This is a genomic window from Lysinibacillus sp. 2017 (assembly GCF_003073375.1).
GTDB lineage: Bacteria > Bacillota > Bacilli > Bacillales_A > Planococcaceae > Solibacillus.
Window position 1 is genome coordinate 605,446 of record NZ_CP029002.1, and the last position, 25,240, is coordinate 630,685.

14 protein-coding genes are annotated in these 25,240 nt (G+C 37.2%); 9 read left to right on the plus strand and 5 right to left on the minus strand.

The window, feature by feature from the left end:
• The first annotated feature begins 61 nt into the window (after nt 1-61).
• The 6 genes from DCE79_RS02695 to istB all read left to right on the plus strand — a co-directional run bounded on the left by DCE79_RS02695 (nt 62) and on the right by istB (nt 10,395).
• Nucleotides 62-3,703, plus strand: coding sequence for a hypothetical protein (locus tag DCE79_RS02695; protein WP_108711586.1), 3,642 nt, complete (start codon nt 62-64; stop codon nt 3,701-3,703).
• A 238-nt stretch (nt 3,704-3,941) separates the two neighbouring features.
• Nucleotides 3,942-5,006: a CAP and S-layer homology domain-containing protein gene (locus DCE79_RS02700; RefSeq protein ID WP_108711587.1), complete on the plus strand. Its 1,065-nt coding sequence runs from the start codon at nt 3,942-3,944 to the stop codon at nt 5,004-5,006.
• A gap of 282 nt (nt 5,007-5,288) precedes the next feature.
• Complete coding sequence (locus DCE79_RS02705; RefSeq protein ID WP_108711588.1) at nt 5,289-6,224, plus strand: C40 family peptidase; 936 nt, start codon at nt 5,289-5,291, stop codon at nt 6,222-6,224.
• 1,305 nt (nt 6,225-7,529) lie between these two features.
• Nucleotides 7,530-8,006, plus strand: coding sequence for a hypothetical protein (locus DCE79_RS02710; protein ID WP_108711589.1), 477 nt, complete (start codon nt 7,530-7,532; stop codon nt 8,004-8,006).
• A 347-nt stretch (nt 8,007-8,353) separates the two neighbouring features.
• Nucleotides 8,354-9,640, plus strand: a complete 1,287-nt coding sequence (gene istA / locus DCE79_RS02715) for an IS21 family transposase (protein ID WP_108711590.1) — start codon at nt 8,354-8,356, stop codon at nt 9,638-9,640.
• On the plus strand, nt 9,637-10,395 hold the full coding sequence (gene istB, locus DCE79_RS02720) for an IS21-like element helper ATPase IstB (RefSeq protein WP_108711591.1): 759 nt from the start codon (nt 9,637-9,639) through the stop codon (nt 10,393-10,395). Before istA ends, istB begins: the two co-directional genes overlap by 4 nt.
• A gap of 1,087 nt (nt 10,396-11,482) precedes the next feature.
• Here the strand turns inward: istB and DCE79_RS02730 are convergent.
• Nucleotides 11,483-13,486: an S-layer homology domain-containing protein gene (locus DCE79_RS02730; RefSeq protein WP_108711593.1), complete on the minus strand. Its 2,004-nt coding sequence runs from the start codon at nt 13,484-13,486 to the stop codon at nt 11,483-11,485.
• Nucleotides 13,487-13,786: 300 nt separating this feature from the next.
• On the opposite strand from DCE79_RS02730, the gene DCE79_RS02735 reads away from it, so the two are divergent.
• On the plus strand, nt 13,787-14,383 hold the full coding sequence (locus DCE79_RS02735; protein WP_108711594.1) for a TetR/AcrR family transcriptional regulator: 597 nt from the start codon (nt 13,787-13,789) through the stop codon (nt 14,381-14,383).
• A 1,649-nt stretch (nt 14,384-16,032) separates the two neighbouring features.
• Here DCE79_RS02735 and DCE79_RS02740 read toward each other — a convergent pair.
• Nucleotides 16,033-17,406, minus strand: coding sequence for a S41 family peptidase (locus DCE79_RS02740; protein ID WP_108711595.1), 1,374 nt, complete (start codon nt 17,404-17,406; stop codon nt 16,033-16,035).
• A 222-nt stretch (nt 17,407-17,628) separates the two neighbouring features.
• Nucleotides 17,629-18,951: a branched-chain amino acid transport system II carrier protein gene (brnQ, locus tag DCE79_RS02745; protein WP_108711596.1), complete on the minus strand. Its 1,323-nt coding sequence runs from the start codon at nt 18,949-18,951 to the stop codon at nt 17,629-17,631.
• Between the two features lie 295 nt (nt 18,952-19,246).
• On the opposite strand from brnQ, the gene DCE79_RS02750 reads away from it, so the two are divergent.
• Nucleotides 19,247-20,251 (plus strand): C40 family peptidase, encoded by a 1,005-nt coding sequence (locus tag DCE79_RS02750; protein ID WP_108711597.1) that lies wholly within the window; start codon nt 19,247-19,249, stop codon nt 20,249-20,251.
• Nucleotides 20,252-21,179: 928 nt separating this feature from the next.
• Nucleotides 21,180-21,725, plus strand: a complete 546-nt coding sequence (locus tag DCE79_RS02755) for a C40 family peptidase (RefSeq protein ID WP_108711598.1) — start codon at nt 21,180-21,182, stop codon at nt 21,723-21,725.
• 236 nt (nt 21,726-21,961) lie between these two features.
• Here DCE79_RS02755 and DCE79_RS02760 read toward each other — a convergent pair whose 3' ends face one another.
• Entirely contained in the window at nt 21,962-22,864 is a 903-nt protein-coding gene (locus DCE79_RS02760; protein ID WP_108711599.1) for an accessory Sec system S-layer assembly protein, read from the minus strand.
• Nucleotides 22,865-22,867: 3 nt separating this feature from the next.
• Nucleotides 22,868-25,228 (minus strand): accessory Sec system translocase SecA2, encoded by a 2,361-nt coding sequence (gene secA2, locus DCE79_RS02765; RefSeq protein ID WP_108711600.1) that lies wholly within the window; start codon nt 25,226-25,228, stop codon nt 22,868-22,870.
• Nucleotides 25,229-25,240: the final 12 nt, after the last annotated feature.

Below are 25,240 nucleotides of genomic sequence, written 5' to 3' on the forward strand. Positions count from 1 at the left end.
CGATAGTAAGGGTAGAACTTTGTGGGAAATGTACGGGTACATAAATGGAAAGGGTGACAAGATGAAGAAAAATATAAAAGTAGGCTTAATGGCCGGTTTATTAATAACACCAGCAATCGTCGCACAAGCAGGAGCAGTGCAGGCAGAGGAAATAATACCAGGTGAAACAGACACTGGGATTGGAATGGTAACGGAAGAACAATCAAAATCCCCGTTACAAATATTAGAAGACTTAGCAACGCCTCTTTTACCTGTGAATAAAGCAAAACTAACATCTGAAGGAATAGCAGCATATAAAGATGATGTTACGGATGCAGGAAATGCGATAAAAGTTACTAGTACGAGTACTTTAGCAAAAAATAATCGACTTCCAATAAGTGATGCAGCAAGCAAATATATTTACGATATCATTAAAGAAGCTGAAACTGAATTAAATGATTTAGCTACTTTAAAGTCCAATATAGAAAAATTTAAAACAGATGTCGCAAATAAGAAGTATACTTCCGCTACGATATATACTAAGGATGCCAAAAATCTTGGGACAGCTGTAGAAAAATTAGCGGATTATCAAAAGTTATTTGTAGATAATTATAAAGACGTGGAAAACATTTTATCTGCGGAGAAAGTTGTTACCCTTATTGCAGGTCTCGATGCAAAAATTGCCTATAACACTGCGGAATATCGCACTAAAGTTGAAGATGCAAGAAAGGATTTCACAGCATTAACTCAAGAAAATCAACAACCCCTTGTCTACAATTTAACAAGACTAGTTGCAATCGAAGCAATCATCAAAGAGGTTAAAGAACTGGAGGGGCGAGTGGAAGATCCAACGGTAACGGTCAATCAAATTCCTACTATCGTAAACGACTATAATAACTCAAAATCAAATTATATTTTGACAGATGTAAAGGCTGAATTAGACAGTTGGAAATCAGCAGTTACAACGTCGGCTACAGTCGAAAAGCAAATTCAAGCGATCTCAACTGAGCCATTTGCAAAAATGGGAACTAGTACGCCAGCTACGAAAAAGACAACAGTCGAAACTTTCGTTAAAAATGTGACGAATGCCCATAATGAATATAACAAGATTGCAACGCCAGGAGAAGGAAAAATTGATCCGAAAAAGCTTGTTCAAAGCAGTGAAAGAATCATCGCCCTAAATAAAGTTGCAGAGTTAGCTAAAAATGTCGTTTCATTTTCTACTTATTCATCAAGTGATTCACAAGCAGTAGAGAATGTAGAAACAAACTTAAGTACTTTTGATTTAGGAAACGAAGCATATAATGTATTTACAACAGTTGAAAAACAAGATTTACAAAAATTAAAAGATTTCCTAATCGAATATTTAAAAGAACGAAAATCCGAGCAGGCAACCATTAAAGAAATTGATACTTTAATTGTTAGCTTAAAAACGAATGTAAAGATTGAAGATTTAGCAACTGCTCTAGAACTTTATAATTCTTTATCGAAAGAAGCAAAACCGTATGTTTCAGAATATACGTATTTACAAAACTTAGACAAAGAATATAAATCCGCTTTAAATGTTATAAACTCGATTAATAACTTAAAACCAGAAGCGAAGGATTTCACGAGCAAAACAACATCAGCAAAAACTGCCTACGACAACTTAACAAGCACATTAAAATCTGCTGTAAGCAATTACACAACGCTTGAAAGCTTATTACCAATCGCAAACTTAATGCAAGACATCAATAAATTAAAAGCAACATCGACAACGTTCCGTACAGAATATGAAGCGGCAAGTTCGACATTCAAAACGTTAACAACGGGTGTATCTGCACCTGCTGAAGGAACAACAACGGACGATAAAGTATTAGCAGCGAAACAAGAATTACTTGTTACGTATGGTCCAAAACTAGATGCATTCAAACTAGTATTGGATACCGCCGACACAATGATTGCCAGTATCACACAGTTAGGCACAAAAAAAGGTCAAGAGTTCATGGACCAGCTGACAGCTTTATCTGCACAATATAAAGCGCTCGACTCAGCGACAAAGAAAAATGTAACAAACGCAAAAACGTTAACTGACCTTGAAAAAGATTATAAGAGTACATTAAAGGTATTCAATTTAATCGAACAGTTACCAGCAAACAAAGATAAAAACTTTGCTTCAAAAGTAGTGGCTGCTGAAAAGGCGTATCAAAACTTAACGCAAAAGCAAAAAGATGATGTGTATAACTATAAAAAGCTACAAGATGTTTATAAGGCGGCAGATTTGATCGCCCGAATCGAAAAATTAAAAGTCGGGTCAAAAACATTTGATGCGGATTTATCGAAGCTTCGTTCAGAATATGATGCTTTATCTGCCGATGAAAAAGCGTTAGTGCATAACGCTTCAAAATTAACAGAAGCGGAAGATAACCGTGTACTTGCTGAAAAAGTAGTCGCACTTATTAATGAAGCCGTACCGAATGCGGAACAATATATTGCCAAACTAACGGCAGCACGCGCAGCTTATAATGCGTTAGATGCTACTCAGAAAAAGCTTGTAACGAATATTAAAGACTTAACAACACATGAAAAAGCAGTAAAACCGGTCTTGAAATTAGATGATGACATCTTAAAACTAGATCCATCAAATGCTAAGACGTTTTTATCGAAATTTAAAAGTGCGGAAAAAGCATATGATAAGCTATCGATAACTGAGCGTGGTTTACTATTAAATGTGGAAAAATTCACAGGCGAATTACGTACAATTTATAAAGTAGCAGATGCGATTAATTCTGTGAAAGCTTCAAGCAAAACATTTGTAGCGGATGTGAAGGCTGCACGTGCACTATATGATGACTTATCACCAGAATACAAAGCACAAATTTCAAATTTATCGGTTTTAGAAAATCATGAGTTAAATGTTTTAGGTGGTCAAAAGGTAGATCAGCTGATTCAAGCACTTGGCTCAACAGAACCAACTCAATTTATTACGAAGGTAAAAGAGGCCCGTGTAGCTTTTAAAGCGTTAAGCTCTGCTAATAAAAAAGCGGTGACGTTAGAGGCTGAACTAAAAGCACAGGAAAAATACGTTAAGCCGGTTGAAAAAGTCATTACGGAAATTGAAGGCTTAACGAATCCGAAAAACAATTTAAGTAAGCAATTTGCAAAAGTAAATACATCGTTACAAAAATTAGATGACAAACAAAGATCGTATATTACGAACATAGAAAAATATTCGAACCTTTCAAATGTAACGCATGTCTACGATTTGATCGAAAAATTAAAGCCAAATGACCGTTACTATCAAGGAAATCTAGCAGCAGCTAAGCTGTCATACGATAAATTATCACAAGATGAAAAATTAAAAGTTACGAATTACTACAAATTACAAGAGGCTCAATTAAATGTAGATGAATCGCAAAATATTATTAGCATTATCGCGACATTATCATCAAAATCGAGCACGTATTTTGTAGACATCGAAAGAGCTTTAGCAGCTTATAAAGAAATACCGTCAAGCTTGAAAAAACAAGTAACGAACTATGATAAGTTAAAGCAAGCTGAAAAAGATATGAAGGCTGTTAAAAAAGTCATCACTCAAATCGAAACGATTGATCCATCCGCTAAAACATATGCATCAAAAGCCAAATCAGCATTAAAAGCGTATCAAAAACTAACAGAAGAACAAAAAGATCTTGTGTCCAATTATGATCGCTTACAAAGCGCAGTAAATGAATTAAATTTATAGGAATAACTACTTGTGTTCCTGTAATAATTTGATAGTATGGAAGGAGTGTCTTAATGGACACTCCTTTTTAAAATCGAATGACTAAACGCCTTTTGCTAAGTTTATAGCAAGAGGCTTATTTTTCTGTTTTAAAGAATGCTTTGCTTTTCATTGGGAATAAGTAAGGGTTCATGTAAAATAGACATACATAGTAAGCGACCAATCACTTGTTAGGGTTAGTGGAAAGGAGAGGTTGTAGATGAAACGAATTTTAATAGCAGGATCCATGATTGCATTACTCATGCAACCAGCTCCTTCTGTTGCAGAGGCAGCAGCAACGACTCCAGTTTTTAAAGATTTAACGAGCACACATTGGGCGGCTTCAACCATTTATGACTTAGTGAATTACGGGTATATGAAAGGTTATGAAGACGGCACATTTAAGCCAAATCAATTCACAACACGTGGGGAAGCGGTTGTCATTATTGCTCGAACAATGGGCATCGACTTAACAACCGATTACAAACCGAAATTTCAAGATGTAAATGAAACACATCCTTATTATAAAGTGATTAGTAAATTGGCGGAAATCGGGGTTATTGCTGATGGAACTTACTTTTATCCAAACGCGCCTTTAAAACGCTCGGAAATTTCTAAAATTATCGCCCTTGCTTATGGGGTGGAAGTAGACAATCAAAACAAATCTGCGTTCAAGGATTTAGCGAGTAACTTCTGGGCAAAAGCTTATATTGAATCGTTAGCGGATGTAGAAATTATCAAGGGCTTCACTGCAACTACTTTTGAGCCAAACCAATATGTAACACGTGCACAAATTGCTCTGTTAGCAAAGCGCGGTATGGCATTTAAAGGACAAGTTGAAAAATTAGAAGTTGCCTACGACTATTTACAAAAGGATTACATTTCGACGGTAAATGCTTATAAAGAGTGGGAAAATAAAATTCTAGTGTTAGTAAATGACATTCGCGTAAAAAATAATTTAGCAAAACTGGAGCTTGATCCACAGTTAACACAAATTGCGATTATTAAAGCGAAGGATATGGTGAAACGTAATTACTTTGACCATTACTCTCCATTTTATGGCAACCCTTGGGATTTAGCGACACTATTTGATTATGAGTATACGAGCTTTGGCGAAAACATCGCGCGTAATTTTACAGCGCCAGAAGAAACAGTCACTGCTTGGATGGAGTCTCCGAAGCATCGCGCCAATATCCTGAAAAGTAGCTATACGCATATGGGCATCGGCATCGAAAAAGCTAAAAATGGAAAATATTATCTAGTTCAGGACTTTTCTAGTAAATAATTTGGAAGATACTAGTTTGTTATATTACAGTAGTATTACACATCAAAACCAGAATATAAAAATACTCTACTTTAAACGCCATTTTTCTACTTTATGTAGTAAATTTGGTGTTTTCTGTTTTTTTAGCCATTTCATTGTATCTGTCACATAAGTGAAAAGTTATACTGCAACAATATATGTTACCCTATTTATAGGTTAAATAAACAGAACCACATTAGAAAAAAAGCATCTGTTTATTCTCATTGTTTCTGGGAGACCTATTTGAAGGGAGTTTCAACTAACTTGAAAAAACGAATTTTATTACCGATCTTTGCGGCCTTTATGATTTTCACAGGCGTAACGACGGATACAAATACAGCAGAAGCAGCTTCAGTTGCTCAATTAACAGCAACAGCTTCAAACTATATCGGTGTTCCATACGTATACGGAGGAACAACAGCACGCGGACTGGATTGCTCAGGTTTTACTAAATTAGTATTTAATAAACTGGGGTATACGTTAAATCGTACATCTGCAGCACAATACAAACAAGGTACAGCCGTTTCGAAGGCCAACTTAAAAGCAGGGGATTTAGTGTTCTTTAGTACATCTGGTAGTGGCGTATCACATGTTGGTATTTCACTTGGCGGTTCTAAATTCATCCATGCGGGTGTAAGCACAGGTGTTACGGTTGCAAGCTTAAACACTTCTTACTGGTCACCTAAATATGTAGGGGCAAAACGTATCGCAAGCTTCAACAGTGGTACAGTTGTCGCAGCAGTAGACAATGCAGAAGTTAAGGATTCAGCAATCGACTTTAGCGTATATGCTTCTCGCGGCGAGGTAGCACTTCAATTAGCTAAAGCTTTAGGTCTTGATACATCAGATACAACTTCAGTATTCCCAGATGTGAAATCAACTTCAAAACATGCAGGTGCTGCAAAAGCCTTATATGAAATTGGCGTATTTTCAGGTGATGAAAACGGTAAATTCAATCCAGCCTCTCCATTAACACGTGCTCAAATGGCAAAAGTGTTAGTAGCTGCATTTAAATTAGAGCAACAACAATCGGCAGTAAACTTCACCGATGCTCCATCTACTCACTGGGCACATAATGATATTGCAACATTAGCTTCAAATGGCATTACAATTGGTCTTGGTAATGGTGAATTTGGTGTTAATAACAACGTGAAATTAGTAGATTTAGCAACATTTATCACACGCGCTGAAAACAACTAATCAATAATCATAATCTAACCAAACTGCTAGCTTCTTAATTGAAGCTGGTGGTTTTTTTTGTATAGGTAGGTATTTGTCTTTTAAATATGGGGGTTAGGGAAGGGTATGGGGTTTTGACGGGCTTACCGCATATCAGCAGCAGGGTCACGTGGTACGTGTCCCTACTACTGATACTGTTGCGGTATGCTAGGCCCGTCAATCACAGCACAGTCCATTAAATATCTTTTAAAAAAGTGAGGCGCTGTTGCAAGCAAAGGCGCCATTCTTGGATTAAAGCGAATCCATTAGATTTGGAGGGGGGAAGTGAATTATCAGAGTTAATGGTTTTCTAACATAGGGGCTAAGGAAGTGTATGGTAATTTGACGGGCTTACCGCATATCAGCAGCAGGGTCACGTGGTACGTGTCCCTACTACTGATACTGTTGCGGTATGCTAGGCCCGTCAATCACAGCATAGTCCATTAAATGTCTTTTAAAAAAGGGGGGCGCTGTTGCAAGCAAAGGCGCCAATCTTGGAATAAAGCGAATCCATTAGACTTGGAGGGGGGAAGTGAATTATCAGAGTTAATCGTTTTCTAACATAGTTGTTTGAAAGTGTTTCAGGTTTAGGTGGGCTGGGCGCCCAGAGTCGCAAAGATATGTTGCACATATCTGTACGACTCTTCTTTGCGCCTTGTGCTAGGCCCCCCAATCACAGACAGTCCATTAAATGTCTTTTAAAAGGGAGGCGCTGTTGCAAGCAAAGGCGCCATTTTTGGAATAAAGCGAATCCATTAGATTTGTGGAAAAGAGATTATCATGGTTTTACTTTTAATATAAATTGATGATTAAATCTATATTAAAATGATTCTCCATATAAAAGGGCAGGTGCCGTAGCTTCATATAAAATGATTCGCGATATAAGAAAACAGGCGCCTTGCGATAGCATAGCGCCAATCCGTTTTTAAAAAATTTTTAAGAGATACACCTTGTATTGGCTGGCCTTACACACAGCACAAAGAACATTTGCAAAGACTCTGCATAGAGGCTTGTGAATGTGTGCTGCGTCAGCCAAATGACTATCCCCAATACGTTTATCGAAATTCAATCTGTAATGCTCATTTGACTATTAGGGCTTTCACCTGACTGCGAGGACTTACAGTATTAGACGAATTAAAGTTACCAAACATCGCTTTGGGAGTGTTTTAGCAAAAGTGCTGCATATAATTTACTAATTATCCTTAATGAGTTCAATTTTATGATAACTTCAAAGGAATACTAAAGTTCATATCGAATTTAATCTACAAAAGACGAGGTGAAGAAATATTGAAAAAATTAATCTATTTATGCTTTGCAATTGTTTGTTTATCAGGTTGTTTTGCTGAAAATTATAGTGTTGGACACCCTATTACTAAATTAGAAGTAAATAAGTCAAAATATAATTTACAGCCCTCTCAAATAGGATGGAATACACAGGGAGATACGACTTCTTTGAAAGAAAATGATATTGAATCGCTATTAAGCAAATCTGAAAAAATTGTTGTAAGTAGTGGACAAATTTTAAAAATTACATTTGAAGATAGCATTGAAGATGAAGGGCAATATACTGATATTAAAATCAAAATTTCAGGAACTAAAAATGGTGATAAACAATTATTATATGAAAGTGAAATAGAATCCAGTATGTTAGAAGAAATACATTCTTTTGCTGTCCCTACTGAAAAGGGTGAATACATTCTTGAAGTCGAATTTACTTCAAATGGCAACTTTGCAGAATATATAGGAGATTTACACGTTGAATAAACTATTCATTTTATTATAACGTTCCAAAATAAAAGTTCGGGGACAGTTTAAAAAGGCACGAAACGTTGATTTAACAACGTTTCGTGCCTTTTCTTGGGAACATTTTTATACCCTGTTTTGTACAGATGGAAAAACAACAATAAAATTTAACAGAGCCATTAGAAAAAAGAATTACTTCACCAGTAGCTTTACTAACCTTATAAAGGGAATTTGCGATATAAGAAAACAGGCGCCTTGCGATAGCATAGCGCCAATACAAATGCTACGATGTTCATGTACAATCGCACTCACTTAAAGATGTACACTTTTGCCTCACTTTCTAGCATACTAATCATGAGGTGATTAGTATGTACATAACGCTAGATGTTCAAACGAATTTTGAAATTAATAGTCTTTCAGACTTACCAAAATTCAAACAGTTAATGGAGAATTTAAAAATGAAAATTAACAAAAGCCAGTTGGCTAGAGAAATGGGTGTGGATCGACGTACAGTTGATAAGTACCTAAATGGATTTACACCAAAAGAAACAAAAGAAAAGGCATCTATTTTAGATGATTATTATGAGGTAATCGCTGCACTACTGTCGGAGGATTCAAAGCAGGTGTTTTATTACCGCCGTATACTTTGGCAATATTTAAAAGACAATCACGGTTTAGAATGTGGTGCTTCTACATTCCGTCGCTATATCGCAAAGACACCCGAATTCGCAGCTTATTTTACAGATCAAATGCGTATTCCCTCACCGAAAGGTACGACAAGATTTGAAACACCACCAGGTCAACAGGCACAGTTTGATTGGAAGGAAAGCATTCCTTTTGAGACAAGTGATGGTGAAAAAGTAGAGGTAAACGTAGGTGCGCTGGTTCTAGGGTATTCAAGATTCCGTATATTTACTCTGACATTGAGTAAAACACAAGATGTTTTGTTCTCATTTTTAACCGAAGCATTCGAAAAAATTGGGGGTGTTCCAAAAGAGATCGTAACTGATAACCCAAAAACAATTATGGATGTGGCACGAACAGAACAGTGTTCAGGAAAAATAAATAGCAGGTTCGCCGCTTTTGCGAAGGATTTTGACTTTAAGGTACGACCATGTATAGCACGGCGTCCTCGTACAAAAGGTAAAGTAGAAACACAGATGAAATTTATTGATGAAATCCATGCATATCAAGGTCAATTGACCTTAGAAGAGCTCTATCATTTCATTGAAAAGTTAATGAATCGATTGAATCAATCTTTCCATCAAGGGTCAGGCAAAATACCCGTATTTGCTTTAGAAAAAGAAAAGAGCTCCCTACTTCCGCTACCCGCAGAAAAGATAAGGAACTCTTACCGTATCAAGCATCAGCTTGTACAAGTAAACACATCAAGTATGGTCTCCTACAAAGCCAACCAGTATTCAGTCCCCACTAAGTACATTGGCCAAAAAGTTGGGATACAAATACATGATGATCAATTATGGATTTATTATAACATGGAGTGTATTGCACAGCATCTTATATCGAATCGAAAATTAAATATTCGTCCTTCAGATTATAAAGAAACCTTGCAAATTTCTGCACCTCGTTATCCAGACATTGATACTTTAGCGAAAAACAATCTAAAAGCTATTGGAGAGGTGTATGACACATGATACAGCAAACAAATTATCAGCAACTTTTGAAGAACTTAGAGTATTTAAAATTAAAACAAATGGTTACACATTTAGATGAAGTCGTGGACTTCGGCATCCACAATCAAATGTCATTTATCGATACGTTGATTAAATTAACAAATTATGAAATTGATTTACGTGAACACAATATGATTCATGCGATGGTAAAAGTGGGTGCCTTCCCAAATCTAAAAGAGATAAAGGACTATGATTTCGACTTCCAACCGTCAATCAACCCGCAACAGATTCATGATTTTCTTACATTACGTTTTATTGAGAGTAATGAAAACATCGTATTTTTAGGCCCTAGTGGTGTGGGTAAGACCCATTTAGCCTCCGCTATCGGGATTGCGGCTGCAAAAAAACGTACAAGTACGTATTTTATAAAATGTCATGATTTGATTCAGAACTTAAAAAGGGCTCGCCTAGAGAATCGTCTAGAGAGCCGCTTGAAGCATTACACAAAATATAGGTTACTTATTATCGATGAAATTGGTTATTTACCCATTGATCCGGAGGATGCAAAACTCTTCTTCCAGTTAATCGATATGCGTTATGAAAAACGAAGCACAATCTTTACAACAAACGCTAACTTTAAATCTTGGGACGAAGTGTTTCAGGAGCCTAAGTTAGCCAATGCGATTTTAGATCGCATTTTACATCACGCAACGGTTGTAACAATCATCGGTAATTCTTATCGTTTGAAAAACCATTTAGCTCCAGAAAGTGAGTAATTTTATACACAGTTAAGTGAGCGTTTTTGTACATAGATTAATTGACATTTGTACGCCAATCCGTCTTTAAAAAATTTTTAAGAGATACACCTTGTATTGGCTGGCCTTACACACAGCACAAAGAACATTTGCAAAGACTCTGCATAGAGGCTTTGTGAATGTGTGCTGCGCCAGCCAAATGACTAACCCCAATCTCGCTTTATTAGAAAAAAGAATTACTTCACCAGTAGCTTTACTAACCTTATAAAAGGAATTCTCCATATAAAAAGACAGGCGCCTTGCGATAGCACAGCGCCTTCCTGATTTAAAAAGGTATGAAAAGATACACTTAATATGGGCGGCCTTACACAAAGCACGAAGAAAAGTCGCTTAGATTCGTGCAACGGATCTAGGTGACTTTGTGCTTAGCCGCTCAAACGATACACCCAAAAGAATTACTTAGACAGTAGCTTCATATAAAAGGAATTCGCAATATAAGAAAACAGGCGCCTTGCGATAGCATAGCGCCAATCTGTCTTTAAAAAAGTTTTAAAGAGATACACCTTGTATTGGCTGGCCCTTACACACAGCACAAAGAACATTTGCAAAGACTCTGCATAGAGGCTTTGTGAATGTGTGCTGCGCCAGCAAATGACAATCCCCAATCCCGCTTTATTAGAAAAAGAATTACTGCACCAGTAGCTTTACTAACCTTATAAAAGGAATTCTCCATATAAAAAGACAGGCGCCTTGCGATAGCATAGCGCCAATCCGTCTTTAAAAAAGTTTTAAAGAGATACACCTTGTATTGGCTGGCCTTACACACAGCACAAAGAACATTTGCAAAGACTCTGCATTGAGGCTTTGTGAATGTGTGCTGCGCCAGCCAAATGACTAACCCCAATCCCGCTTTATTAGAAAAAAGAATTACTTCACCAGTAGCTTTACTAACCTTATAAAAGGAATCCCCCATATAAAAGGACAGGCGCCTTGGTGCTTAGCCGCCCAACTGGTACACCGTATCCCACTATATTAGAAGAAAGACAAGTGCAACAAAAAAATCCCATCTAATTTTACAAATGTAAAATAGATAGGATTTAATGAATCGTTAATTCGCTGTAAATTTCTGTACTAAATCTGAACGTACCCAAACATACTCGCTAGGTGGGTTGGCGTCTGATAATAGCTTGTACCAAACATAGCCATCTGAGCCTGTTGTTTCTTCAGTAATTACGACAGGATAACCGAATGAATTCGTTTCTCCAACATTTTTAGCTTTGTACGTAAATACTTTTTCAGAGTTTGTTGTAGCTTCTGCACGCGTATTGACTAAGTCACCGTTATTTACGACGAACGCTAAGTTAGCTTGGTTGTAATCCTTTTTACCAAAGCGGTTGTCTAGACGGTACATATGACCCGCAATTTTACTACCCCAGAAAGGATCGGATGCATAGTGAACATTCAGACCAGATGTTTTATTACCTGGAGCAGCGCCTTTTGCATATCCTCCTGATTGAGGTACATAGTTAAGGTTCACATATTGGTTTAAGAATGCCATAACACTATCATCACGTGAAGCAAAGGATGTACCTAGTGCTGTGTTGGCATCATAAACTTTAATACCGAAAATATTGTTTTTCTGCATTGAGTTTGTACTAATGCCGTAGTCACTTTCATGCATAGCCGCAGCTAATATGAAGAGCGCATTCACATGATGGCTAGCTTCTACTTGTTTCAGTAAGGTACCCATACCGATTAAACGAGAATCAATTGGAGCATTTTTATAATTACCGCCCAATTGCTGGCGTTCCTCAAGCATTGTTGTAATGATGTGATCTAATTCTTCAGCTGTATAGTTTGATGGCTGACGAACCGATGCGAATTGGAAGTACGAATAATTGGTGCCGACTTTATTTGTTAATAGGAAGTCGCTATAGAAGTTCACACCATCTTGACTGTAATAGTTGACTCCGGGTTTCATAAAGGCTGGTGCCGCACTAACGACATATTCGCCAATATATTTTTCTGTTATATGGTTATAGAGTTTATGTGTTAAATAACCACCAGCAACATAATAATAGTTTTCCCCTTTGAGTAAACTTGAAGGAGTTAATGTCACTTCATCGATTTTTGCATAGCCTTTCGTATCGGCTAAGCGAACGATGGCGTACTTATCGTTACTAGAATAGTATTTAAATTCATTGCCCTCAGCAGCGTATGTTAAAGCTGTTTTGAAGCTAGAGTCAGCGTAAATCGTTGTCGTATTTGCTGTTGTATCAGCAGCAGATGCTAAACCTGCTGGCATTTGAATAATTTTATCGCCTTTAAATATAAGGTTTAGTGAAGCTGCTTTTTGTGCAGCCGCTGCTTGCTCATAATTATAGTAGATAGTTGGATTTTTTGTTACGACACCATTTGAAATTTTACCGATGTAATAATTTGACGGATTTGATACTGGTGGTGTAACAGGTGTTTCATTATTTTGTTCTGCATTATATTTATCGATTGTTGTGTCCATTCGATATAAAAATGCAGCGGCTTGTGCGATTGTTGCAGAGCTTTTTGGTTCAAAATAAATACCCTTTGCTGTTAAGGATCCCGCAATAATATTGTAATAAACATTTGTCGCAACAGCAGATTTAAATTCACTACGAATTTTATCATTGTCTTTAAATGTTAGTGGGGCACCGTTTAGAGGAATCTTAGAATATACAAGTGCACGCTGTAATAATGCAGCCATTTGTTCGCGTGTAATTTTATCATTTGGACGGAAAGTACCATCTGGATAACCGCTTAAAATGCTTGCCCCAGCAGCTGCTTGAATTTCGTTTGTACGCTCTTCATCAGCTTTTAAATCTTTAAATGTCATCGAATTCGATGCTGGTAAATCAAATGCTCGAGATAAATAAGAAGCAAATTCTCCACGAGTTACTGCACGATTCGGATTGTAATTGCCCTTTGCATCTGGACGAATTACATTTAAATCGGCCCAGTATGTAAGCCCTTCAGCCAAAGGATGGCCCTTTATATCATTGGCATGAGACGTTGTTTGCGTTGTGATGGACATCGTTACGAGCATAGCAATTGCAAAAACGACTATTTTTTTTATCAAAATTTCACACTCCCTTCATTCTCTTGTTATTTTAGCAATTTTTTAACAATAATAATAGGTACAATAATAATAGACTTGCAAACTATTATTAGTAATAGTTGATATTAAACAAATTGGTCATATGAAAAATAAAAATAAATATTACTCTATAGTAATATAATCAAACTACCAAAAATAAGGTAAAATGTTATTTTTATGACAGAAACCTTTATTTTGAGAAAAAATTAATATATAATGAGTGTGAAATAATTGGTAATTACAGAGTACTAAACATCTAAAATAGAGATAGGGTGGAGAAGTATGGCAAGAGGACGTCGAGTAAATTCAAGTGGAGAAAAGAGTAAAAAGTTATTATTAGAAAAGGCAGTTGAATTGTTTTCAATTCACGGATTTCATCAAACGAAAATTAGTGATATCGTAAAATCAGCAGATTTAACACAACCAACATTCTATTTGTACTTCCAGAGTAAAGAAACGTTATATAATGATTTGAATGAAAAGTTCCAAAATGAATTGATTGAAATTTTTGCAAAATCAAAAAATGAACAATCTAGTGAACCAAAAGCAAAAGAAGCCATCCAGGAAAATTTAAATCAAATTTTTGAATACTTTGTAGAAAATCCAAACTTAACAAAAATCGGTTTTTATGAATCGAGTCAATCTTCTGTAGTGAAACAATTGCTTGTTTCCAAAATAGAAAATGTGATTTCGAATGATTTGAAAGACTATCCAATCGTGCAACGTGTTGATAAAAATGTGCTTGCCGAGAGTTTAGTTGGTTCGATGGAACGTTTAACGTTAACGAAGCTATTAACGAAAAAAACAGCTCCACAACAATTAGCAAAAGAAATTAGTATGATTTATTTTGCTGAAGAACGCAATTTAGTTCATCAATAAAATCCATAGCTTGTGAACATGAAAAGACTAGAAACGGGTCAGATGATATGACCTATTTCTAGTCTTTTTTATTAGTTCATTATATTTATTGAGGCGAGAGTCATAGCTAATCATCATCTAATAAGGATTCTAATAAAGGGTATCGTGTTTTGGTGGGCGCAGCACATGAGCAGCACAGCTTTGTTGCACAAATCTGCACGACTCATCTTTGTGCTACATGTTAGGCCCACCAATCAAAACGTAGTCCATCAAACCTTCTTTCATAAGGTGCGGCGCTAAAAAAGGCGCCGATTTCTAATAAAGTGCACCCATTAAATATAATGATGCAAAGGGATTGTCAAAGCTAACCATCATCTAATAAGGATTCTAATAAAGGGTATCGTGTTTTGTTGGGCGCAGCACATGAGCAGCACAGCTTTGTTGCACAAATCTGTACGACTCATCTTTGTGCTACGTGTTAGGCCCACCAATCAAAGCGTAGTCCATCAAACCTTCTCTCAAAAGGTGCGGCGCTAAAAAAGGCGCCGATTTCTAATAAAGGGCACCGATGAATATATTGATGGAAAGGTAATGCATAGCTAAACTTCTTCTAATAAGGATTCTATTAAAGTGTATTGGGTTATGGCGGGCTGGGCGCCCAGAGTCCCAAAGCCATGTTGCACATGTCTATGCGACTCTTCTTTGCGCCTTGGGCTATGCCCACCATATCAAAGCACAGTCCACTAAATTTTCTCTAATAAGGTGCGGTGCTTGCAGTGGCAGGCACCGATTTCTAATAAAGTGCACCGATTGAATATTTTAGGATAAGCAATCATCACGGTTTTGCTTTTTATGAATGGATGGCTAGCTATTTATTCTAGCCACTCTTTTTAAGGTATTTGCAATATATTTTTATGATTGATCATGTTAATTTTAAATAGAAACACCCGTACGAATAGCTTTCCCACCCTTATAAGAAAGATTCTCCAAATACGAAAAAGGGCGCCTACCACTGTAAGCGCCCCACGTGAATACGAGTAAGTATAGTGGATTACACGTTTGTATTGGCGGGCCTTAACCAAGCACGAAGAAAATTCGCAGAGACACTGCAAAGTGGCTTTGTGAATTTGTGCTTTGCCCGCCAAAACGGTACACCTGAATAACTACTTTAATAAAGAGCTAATTTACTGTGACTTTGCCTAGTTTATAAGAAAGATTCTCCGAATACGAAAAAGGGCGCCTACCACTGTAAGCGCCCCACGTGAATACGAGTAAGTATAGTGGATTACACGTTGTATTGGCGAGCATTACACAAAGCACGAAGAAAATTCGCAGAGACACTGCAAAGTGACTTTGTGAATTTGTGCTTTGCCCGCCAAAATGGTACACCTGAATAACCACTTTAATAAAGAGCTAATTTACTATGACTTTACCTATTTTATAAAAAGATTCTCCAAATACGAAAAAGGGCGCCTACCACTGTAAGCGCCCCACGTGAATACGAGTAAATGTAGTGGAATATGCCTTTGTATTGGCGGGTCTTTCACGTAGCACAAAGGCGAGTCGTACAGACATGTGCAACATGGCTGTGCGGCTTGCGTGCGAAGAACCCTCCATATGATTATCCTTGAATAGCCTCTAAATTAGAAGACCCATTCTCTTTTTTAACTTTATTTCGAAACAGTAGTGATGTGCAAGTATGCACCTTGTTTTAATGATTTACCCGTACTATTTTTAATACGAGGTTGAATAACAAGCATATATTCTTTTCCAGCTGTTAACGTATCTTTAGGTGTAACCAGTAGCTTTTGCCCATCTTGTTTCACCGTAGCTTCCACTGCATTACTTCCAAGTTCAATTAATTGAACAGAATGTGGGTCGATACTTGCAGCGAGCTGTTTTGAAAAGGTAATTGTAAAAGTTTTAGTTAAAGCGACATTTTTCAAACTAGCTAGCTCTTTTGAATTTGAAAGTCCTGCTGCAATCGCATCAAAATGTGCTTGATATAAAGGGTTTGCTGTTGTTTTTACATTAGGATTTACACCGATATGGTTAATTTCTGTACCATTCGGACCGTAAAAATGACCGACTGTTAATTTTAAATAGCTTCCATCTTCCAGTTCATAAAATGCTTGCATCGCACCTTTACCATACGTCGTTTGTCCGTATAAGGTTGCCGCCTTTTGATCTAGTAACGCCGCAGCAGTCATTTCAGAGGCACTTGCGCTTGATTTGTTAACTAATACCTTCGTATTTTCAGGGAAGGTTGTCGATTGCTTTAAGGCATGAACGATTGTTGTGCCAGTAGCTTCTTTTAATTTGTAAGCATTTTTAGCATTGGGGAACATGCCGATAATTTGCTCAGAAGCGGTTACATAACCACCACCGTTATTTTGTAAATCTAAAATAAACGAAGTCGCTCCTTGATTTTTCAATTGTTGAACGGCTTTTGACAGTAAGCTAGTTGCATCATTTGAAAAAGAGCTAAGTGAAATGTAACCTACATTTCCGTAAAGTAATTTCGAAGAGCTATTCGGTAAAGAAAAAGCTTTACGTGTTAACGTTTTCGTTAAGATAGAACCATCTTCGTGTAAAATGGTTAATGTCACAGACGTGTTTTCTTTCCCTGTAATACGAGAAGAAGCTTGATCGAGTGTTAAAGCGGTTGTAGATGTACCATCCACCGCTGTAATAATATCGCCCGTTTTCAAACCACCATTTTTTGCGCTACCTCCGTCGATTAAGTCCGTAATTTTAATGCCACTGTCCACTTTTTCAATGACAATCCCAATGCCTACTGAAGTTAAGTCGACTGCATTTAAAAAGGAATTAAATTCGTCTGCTGTAAAATAGGTTGAGTACGGATCGAGCATATTCATTAGCTCAGGAATAGTCGTTGCGTTATTGATCGTCCCCTCAACATCACCAACATAATTTTCCTTTACGATCTGCTTCGCCTCATCTAATGGCGATGCAAATACGCTAAAAGGAAGTGCTAAGCATAAAATGAAAAAAAGCATCGTAGCTAGCTGTTTTTTTATCATGAGTTCACCTCTTCGAATTTGTAAGTAATAAAGTAGTAAATGAATTTTGTTGATTAGGTCATGTATGTAAGTTTATAAAATCCACTTGGAAATGTCCATTTTTTGTCATGATTTCTAAAATAATTATTATATTCAAAGCAGCGACAATTAAGAAGACGCTATTAAAAAAAGGGCATTGAATGTATTTTTCCATTCAATGCCCTTTACATAATTTATGAAAGATTATTTGTTACGTTTAGCAAGATACATAAAGTAGCCGATTACACCACCGATTAAAGCGGGGACAACCCAAGCAATTCCTTGGTCATAAAACGGGAAGATTGATAGGAAATTGTCGTAAGCTTCAATTTTATAGCCAGCTTGTTTAATGCCGTCATATAGAGCAATAAAACCTGTAAAGATTAACGCCATGCCATACACGCTAGGTGCATGGTTGAATAGGTTACCGAATAAAGCGAAAATCATCAATACGATCGCAATTGGATAAATCGCTACTAATACAGGTAATGAAATGTTAATCAAATCAGCTAATCCAAAGTTTGAAACACCGAAACTAAATAGCGCGAAAATGACTAAGTACGCTTGATAAGAAATTTTCGGGAAGATTTTATGGAAGAACGTTGCGTTCGCAGATAATAATCCAACCGAAGTTGTTAAACAAGCTAAAATAATAACCGCAGATAAAATAATGTTACCTGCTTGACCAAAAAGTTGCTGTGCTGCAAGGGAAATGATTGTCCCTCCATCATCATGGAAACCAATGGCAGTCGTACTTGTTACACCGATATAACCTAGAGAAATATAAACAAAGGCTAAACCTAATGCCGCAACAATACCAGCGAAAATTGTAATTTTAATTTGAGCTGCTTTTTCTGTTACACCACGTGCGACTAATGATTGTATGATAACGATCCCAAATACTAATGAAGCCAGCACATCCATCGTTAAGTAACCTTGGATAAACGATTCACCGAATGCATTGTCGATATAAGTTCCTTGCGCTTCACCAACTTCACCCAGTGGCGTAATAATGGCTTTAATTGTAAGCAAGCAAATAACGATAAGTAGGGCAGGCGTTAAAATCTTACCTACACGGTCAACGATTTTCGTTGGATTATAAGCCAAGTAGAATGTGAAACTAAAGAAAATAAGTGTTGTGATGAGTAATGGAATCCAACTTTCTTGTGTTGCTTCTGATAAGAATGGGGCAACACCAATTGAATAAGAAACGGCACCTGTACGAGGTATCGCAAAGAATGGTCCAATTGATAAATAAATAATAGAAGTAAAAATAATCCCGAAATATGGATTAATACGTCCCGCCAAAACTTCTAAATCTCCACCATTTTTCGCTACGGCGATTATCCCTAAAAGAGGTAAGCCTACCCCTGTAATTAAAAATCCTAGCATCGACCAGACAATATTTTCACCCGCCATCTGACCTAACTGTGGTGGAAATATGATATTTCCTGCACCTAAAAATAACGCAAATAACATGAAACCTACTGCGATATTCTCGCGGAAAAAACCTTTACTGCTCTTCATATTGAACTAAACTCCTTTATATTTGAAAATACTAAAATTTCTAAAAACTTAAACTGTTCACAAGGGATTATTCTATCATAAAAATATTAAACTTCAAACAGTAGTTGTTGTAAAAAAGAAAGTAATCGTCAGAATTTAAGTACTTTCGCCAGAATTCTTTCAAATACTACTTAAAAACGGTTATTACTGCATTTTCACAAAAGAATCGACCAAATGGCATGTTGATAAGCAGGTAGATTGTTAAGTAAAATGGGTATAGAGTATAAGTTTCACAGATAAGGAAGGAGTTTTCAAAATGAAAAATGTATGGAAAACTATAATTGCAGGTGCCGTAATTTCATCGATATTAGTAACTTCTGCAAATGTCGAAGCCGCATCGTATACCGTGCAAAAAGGAGATACATTGACTAAAATTGCGAAAGCTCACAACACGACAGCACAGCAGCTGAAACAATTGAATAAACTAACAGGCGACTTGATCTACACAAACCAAAAGCTGGTTGTCGCATCAATGAATCATACGACGAGCCCCAATAAGGTTGAAGAAAAGAAAACCGAAGATAACAAAGTCGAAGTGAGCAAATCCATTACCCATACTGTCGTAAAAGGGGACAACCTCACAAACATCGCGAAAAAGTATAATACAACCATTGTTCTTCTAAAACAATGGAACAAACTGAAAACGGATGCGCTATTTGTTGGCCAAAAGCTAACAATTGAACAACCAACAAGTGCGGTAGCTCCAGCCATTCCAACTAAAGAAACGACAAAACCGAATACAGTGGTGAAAGAAGAAATAATCGAATCTACAGTAGCAGATAAGGTAGAGGCGGTTATCGAATTTAATGAAACTGCCGATGAAAAGATTGCTAAAGTGCTAGCAAGTGAAAAAGAGATTACAGCAACGATTAGTAATGAGACCGCTTCAAAATATGGACAACTCCTTCAAATCGCACAGCAATCGCTTGGCATTCCATATAAATATGGAGGAACGACAATCGAAGGCTTTGACTGCAGCGGCTTCGTCAACTTTGTATATAACGCAGTCGGCATCGAGCAAACAAGAAAAAGTAGTTTAATGTATTTTGAGCAAGACACAACAAAAGTAAAAGACCCTGTCCCTGGTGACCTAGTATTCTTCAAAAATACATTCATACCAAACATTTCACATATGGGTATTTATATAGGAAACAACCAATTCATTCACGCGGGTTCAACAGGCATCGCAATCGGCGACGTTACGACAAAATACTGGTCAGAACGCTTCGTCGCATTTAAACGATTGAACTCTATTAAATAAATCATAGAAAGCCATTTGATGAGTAATGAAGATTACTTATCAAATGGCTTTTAATATGGAGATAACGGGATCATCACCATAAGTTGGGGAGAATATCATTTTAGTATTCAAAGGGATTCCTTTTCAATTAAGTCCGTTCTGCTACGCTACGGGGGACGCTTTCCTGGGGGCGTGGCTCCATCTAACTTATAGCTTGCCTTTACGGCGGCAAGCTACAAGTGGATATTCCGCGCACGCTTAATCCCCAAGGAGTCGCCCCCTGCGCTCCGCGTCACTCTATTTGGAATGGAAAATTTTTTCGAATAAGGTGTTTTGGATAAGGTTTATTCGATAAAGTATCTTTTATAAAAGCGAAACTAGTTTAATAGAAAGTATGTTAATCATAAATAAAACAATGGCATTCACTTTCATTTCAATTATAAGATATTATTCCGGTCAATCCCCGCCGCCTCGCGAAAGCGCAAGCGGTATGATTAAACGCTTTTTAACTTTGTAAAAAGTACAACACATTGTATTGGCGGGCCTTGCATACGGCATTAAAGACAGTAGTATGGACACGTACCACGTGACCATAATGCGGTCATGCCATAGCACGCCAATAGCTAGATATCCTCTTTTAACGGACCTTGTTAGTGAATTCCCCTTTGATTGTGCCTCTTTATTCGTAACATTACCTCTATAAATATTACAAATGTTACAAAATTAACTTTAAATAGGATTAATATTACAATAAATTACACTTTAGTAAGGTTATTATAGGTTTGAAAACCCTTATTTACGGGGATTATATATATTTGTATGTAAATTACAATAAAGTATTTATGTAACTTTATTGTTACGCAACTGTAATGTTATAAAGTGGAATATCGTGTTAATCTAATAACAGTTAAGTTTTCAGAAAATTAATTGAGATGTTTGGAGGAACACGATGAACTACTTTAAATTAATACGTAATACAGTACTAACTTTGGCAGCAGCGTTCGTCATTTTCTTCATGCCCGTACATGAAAATGAAGCTTCTGCATCATCAAATAATTACTCAGTCGAAAAGTTAAATCAAATTACTTCAAAATATATCGGCGTTCGCTATTCATACGGTGGAACTTCTGCAAGTGGCTTTGACTGCTCAGGTTATGTTCGCCAAGTATATAAAGAATTAGGCATTACTTCATTAGATCGTACTTCTTCAGGTATGTATGGACAAGGTACAGCCATTAAGAAAAGTGAATTACAAGCAGGCGACTTAGTATTCTTCAATACATCAGGTAGCCGCGTATCACACGTTGGGATTTACATCGGATCAGGGAAGTTTATCCATGCTTCTACAAGTAAAGGTGTAATTAAAACAGACATTAACGACAAATATTACTGGGGTAATAAATTCGTAGGCGCTAAACGTGTCGCAAGTTTCTCATCATCAGCTGTAGCAGTTGACGATCAAAGCGATGTAGACAACACTCCAGAAGGTGAATAATACATAGCATAATACACACTACTATTCAAATCCTCTACCTTTATAAAAGGGTGGAGGATTTTTTATGTGTTGAACGGAAAGGGAAGTCGATTATCGCTTAAAAAATGTTTATATAAGCGCGTAGGTACACACTCAATTTCCTCTCTACGACAAAAAAAGCGCATTACCTTGAGTTATCTACTCCAAGTAATGCGCTAAATTTATGTGATTTTTCCCGTATAGCCGGATTTATTAAACTATTGTGGTACGCGAGCAGTCCAGCGAGATAGATCAATACCTTCTGCTGTCACTAACTCAGCAGGGAAGATGAATGTCCAAGGTTTTGTTGTGTTCGGTTGAACGGTTAACACGGGGTTCAATTTAAATGAACCCTTCGCAACGATTTCACCACGAGCATCTACAATTTCAAGTGGTAATTGTGCTAAGTTGATCGCTTTATCATGACCGTTACGGATGAAGATCGACGCGTGCATGCTGCCATCTTCATTTAGTTTTGCTTGTAAACCAGTAAAGTTTACTTCTGTTTTACCTAACTTCGGTAAAGTTTTCACGATTTCAGCTAGTTTTTCTTGCTCTGATTTTGGTAATTGTTTTTTCCAAGTATCATCAAGGTCTAATTGGTGACCACGTAATGATAATAAGTTAAATGAAATTTTCCAGCCTTCTTCAGGTACATCTTCCACATTAATAGATGATTTAGGGAATGTGAAGATCCAAGGACGTGCACTTTCAGCTGGAATCACTCCTAATTCTTTAAAGTCGAAGTAGTGTGAAGCTACACGGTTATCGTCTTTATCTAAAATTAATAATTCGATGTCACCAAGTTCGATGGCTTCTGCTAGTGAAGAACGGAAAAAGGCTTTTACGTTCCAAGAACCGTTCATTGTTGGTTCGATATTAATCGCAGATAATGATAATTGATTTGGCTTTAATGGCGCTAAATCATTTGCTAAGAAGTTAAATACATATTTTTGTTCTTGTGGCACATTCCATTCTGGGTGGAATGATAATTTTGTGTCAACATCACGATTTGCATCTTTTTTAGAAGTTTTGGCAGATGATTTTACAACCGAAGCTGAATCAACGGCACTATCTTTCCCGACTTTATCGCCTTTTTTAAATAAATCAAATAATCCCATTTTCTATTCCTCCGTATTTAACTTAAGATTTCTCATGAATGTAACAAGCTCTTCTACGATTTTGCGACGAAGCTCTTGATAGTTTTTGCCGAACATTTCTAAGCCTTCACGTTGGTAAATACGCATTGGATCTTCTTGTTGGTAGTGACGTAAGCCAATACCTTCTTTTAAGTGCGCCATTTGTTCTAAGTGACGTACCCACGTTTGATCGATGAAGCCAAGCATTACTTTTGGAATAACGGCCATCATTTGTTCGTTTTCTTCGAAGCTTTCGATCACTTCCGCAAGTTCTTTAATTGCTGGATCCATTGCCTCTAACATTTTTTTCACTTTTGTTTCTTCACGGTTAACTGTGACTGGTGTTAAAAATAGGGAATTCACTGTGCGTTCCATTTTGTCGAAATCCCATTCAAGAACGTTTATGTCTTCAGATGCATTATCACGTACTGCGAAGTCGATTGTTTCGTTCATCATGGTGATGAGTAAAGCAAGTAACTCTTCGTTACGTAATACGCGGTCACGTAAGTTGTAAATAACGCGACGTTGGTCGTTAATAACATCATCTAATTTTAAGTTGTATTCACGCATTGAGAAGTGTGCACCTTCTACGATGCGTTGCGTACGTTCGATTAGCTCATTGACTTCTTTATTTTCAATACGACCGATTTCGGTAGCCGTCATTTTTTTACGGAATTTTTCTACATCATCTTTGGCGAAACGTTTGAACATATCGTCTTCGATTGACAGGATGAATTGCGTTTCACCTGGGTCACCTTGACGTCCAGAACGACCGCGTAATTGGTTGTCGATACGACGAGATTCGTGTTTTTCCGTACCGATTACGAAAAGACCGCCAAGTGCATCTACACCATCGCCTAATACGATATCCGTACCACGGCCTGCCATGTTTGTCGCAACGGTAATACGATTTTTTTGACCTGCTCCAGAAATTAATTCCACTTCTTGTTCTACCGTTTTGGCATTTAAAAGTTGGAAATCTAAGCCGTATTTTTTTAAGTAACTTGCGACTTTTTCTGACTGTAAAATAGAAGTTGTACCGATTAATACGGGCTGACCATTTTCGTGACGACGCAGCGCTTCTTGTGCTACGTATTCATATTTTTGCTCAATCTTTTCAAATACCATATCCGTTTGGTCGATACGACGACGCGGACGGTTTGTTGGAATTTGAAGTACGCGCATGCCGTAAACTTCTAAAATTTCATTTTCTTGTGTCTTCGCAGTACCTGTCATCCCTGATAATTTCGGGTACATACGGAAATAGTTTTGAATGGTAACTTGTGCTTGTGCTTTGTTTTCTTCAGTGATCGTCACTTCTTCTTTTGCTTCGATCGCTTGGTGTAAACCGTCTGAAAGTGAACGTCCTTCCATAATACGGCCCGTGAACATATCGACTAATTCGATTTTGTCCTCACGTACGATGTAATCTACGTCACGCTCGAACATTACGTGTGCACGAACGGCTTGAATGACATAGTGATAAAGTGTTTGGTGCTCTAAATCATAAAGATTGTCGACACCAAAGGCAGCTTCTACTTTTTCAATCCCTTGATCTGTTAGTGAAGTTGCTTTTGTTTCATCATCAAAATCGTAATCTTCATCAATTTTGAAGCGTTTTGCTAGCATGGCTGCAATACGGTGCAATTCTTCATTAGCCCCCATTTTACCTGCAATAATTAACGGCGTTTTTGCCTCGTCAATTAACACAGAGTCGACTTCATCGATAATCGCGAAGTGGTAAGGACGCTGAACTTTATCACCGATTGTGTGTGCCATATTATCACGTAAGTAGTCGAATCCGAATTCAGTTCCGACACCATATGTAATATCTGCATTGTAGGCTTCTTTTTTCGCGTCTGGCTCCATCATTGGTACGTTCAGACCAACTGTTAATCCTAAGAAACGGTGGATTTGACCGATTAATTCAAAGTCACGTTTTGCTAAGTAATCATTAACAGTAATAACGTGAACACCTTTACCTTCTAATGCACGTACATAAGACGGTAGGGAAGCGACTAATGTTTTCCCTTCGCCAGTAGGCATTTCGGCGATGTTTCCTTCTGTTAATACTAGACCACCAATTAACTGAACGTCGAAATGGCGCATGTTTAATACACGTTTAGAAGCCTCACGAACAACTGCAAATGCGTCAGGGATAATTGCAATTAATTCTTCGCCGTTCTCTAAACGTTCTTTAAATTTAAAAGTCATACTTTGAAGCTCTTCATCCGACATTGGGCTGTAAGTCGCTTCAAGTCTATTAATCTGCTCTACCGTTTTATAATATCTTTTTAGCTCTCGAGCACTCGTTTGTTCTTTGTTACGATTAAAAATTGAGAACATAATTTTACTCTC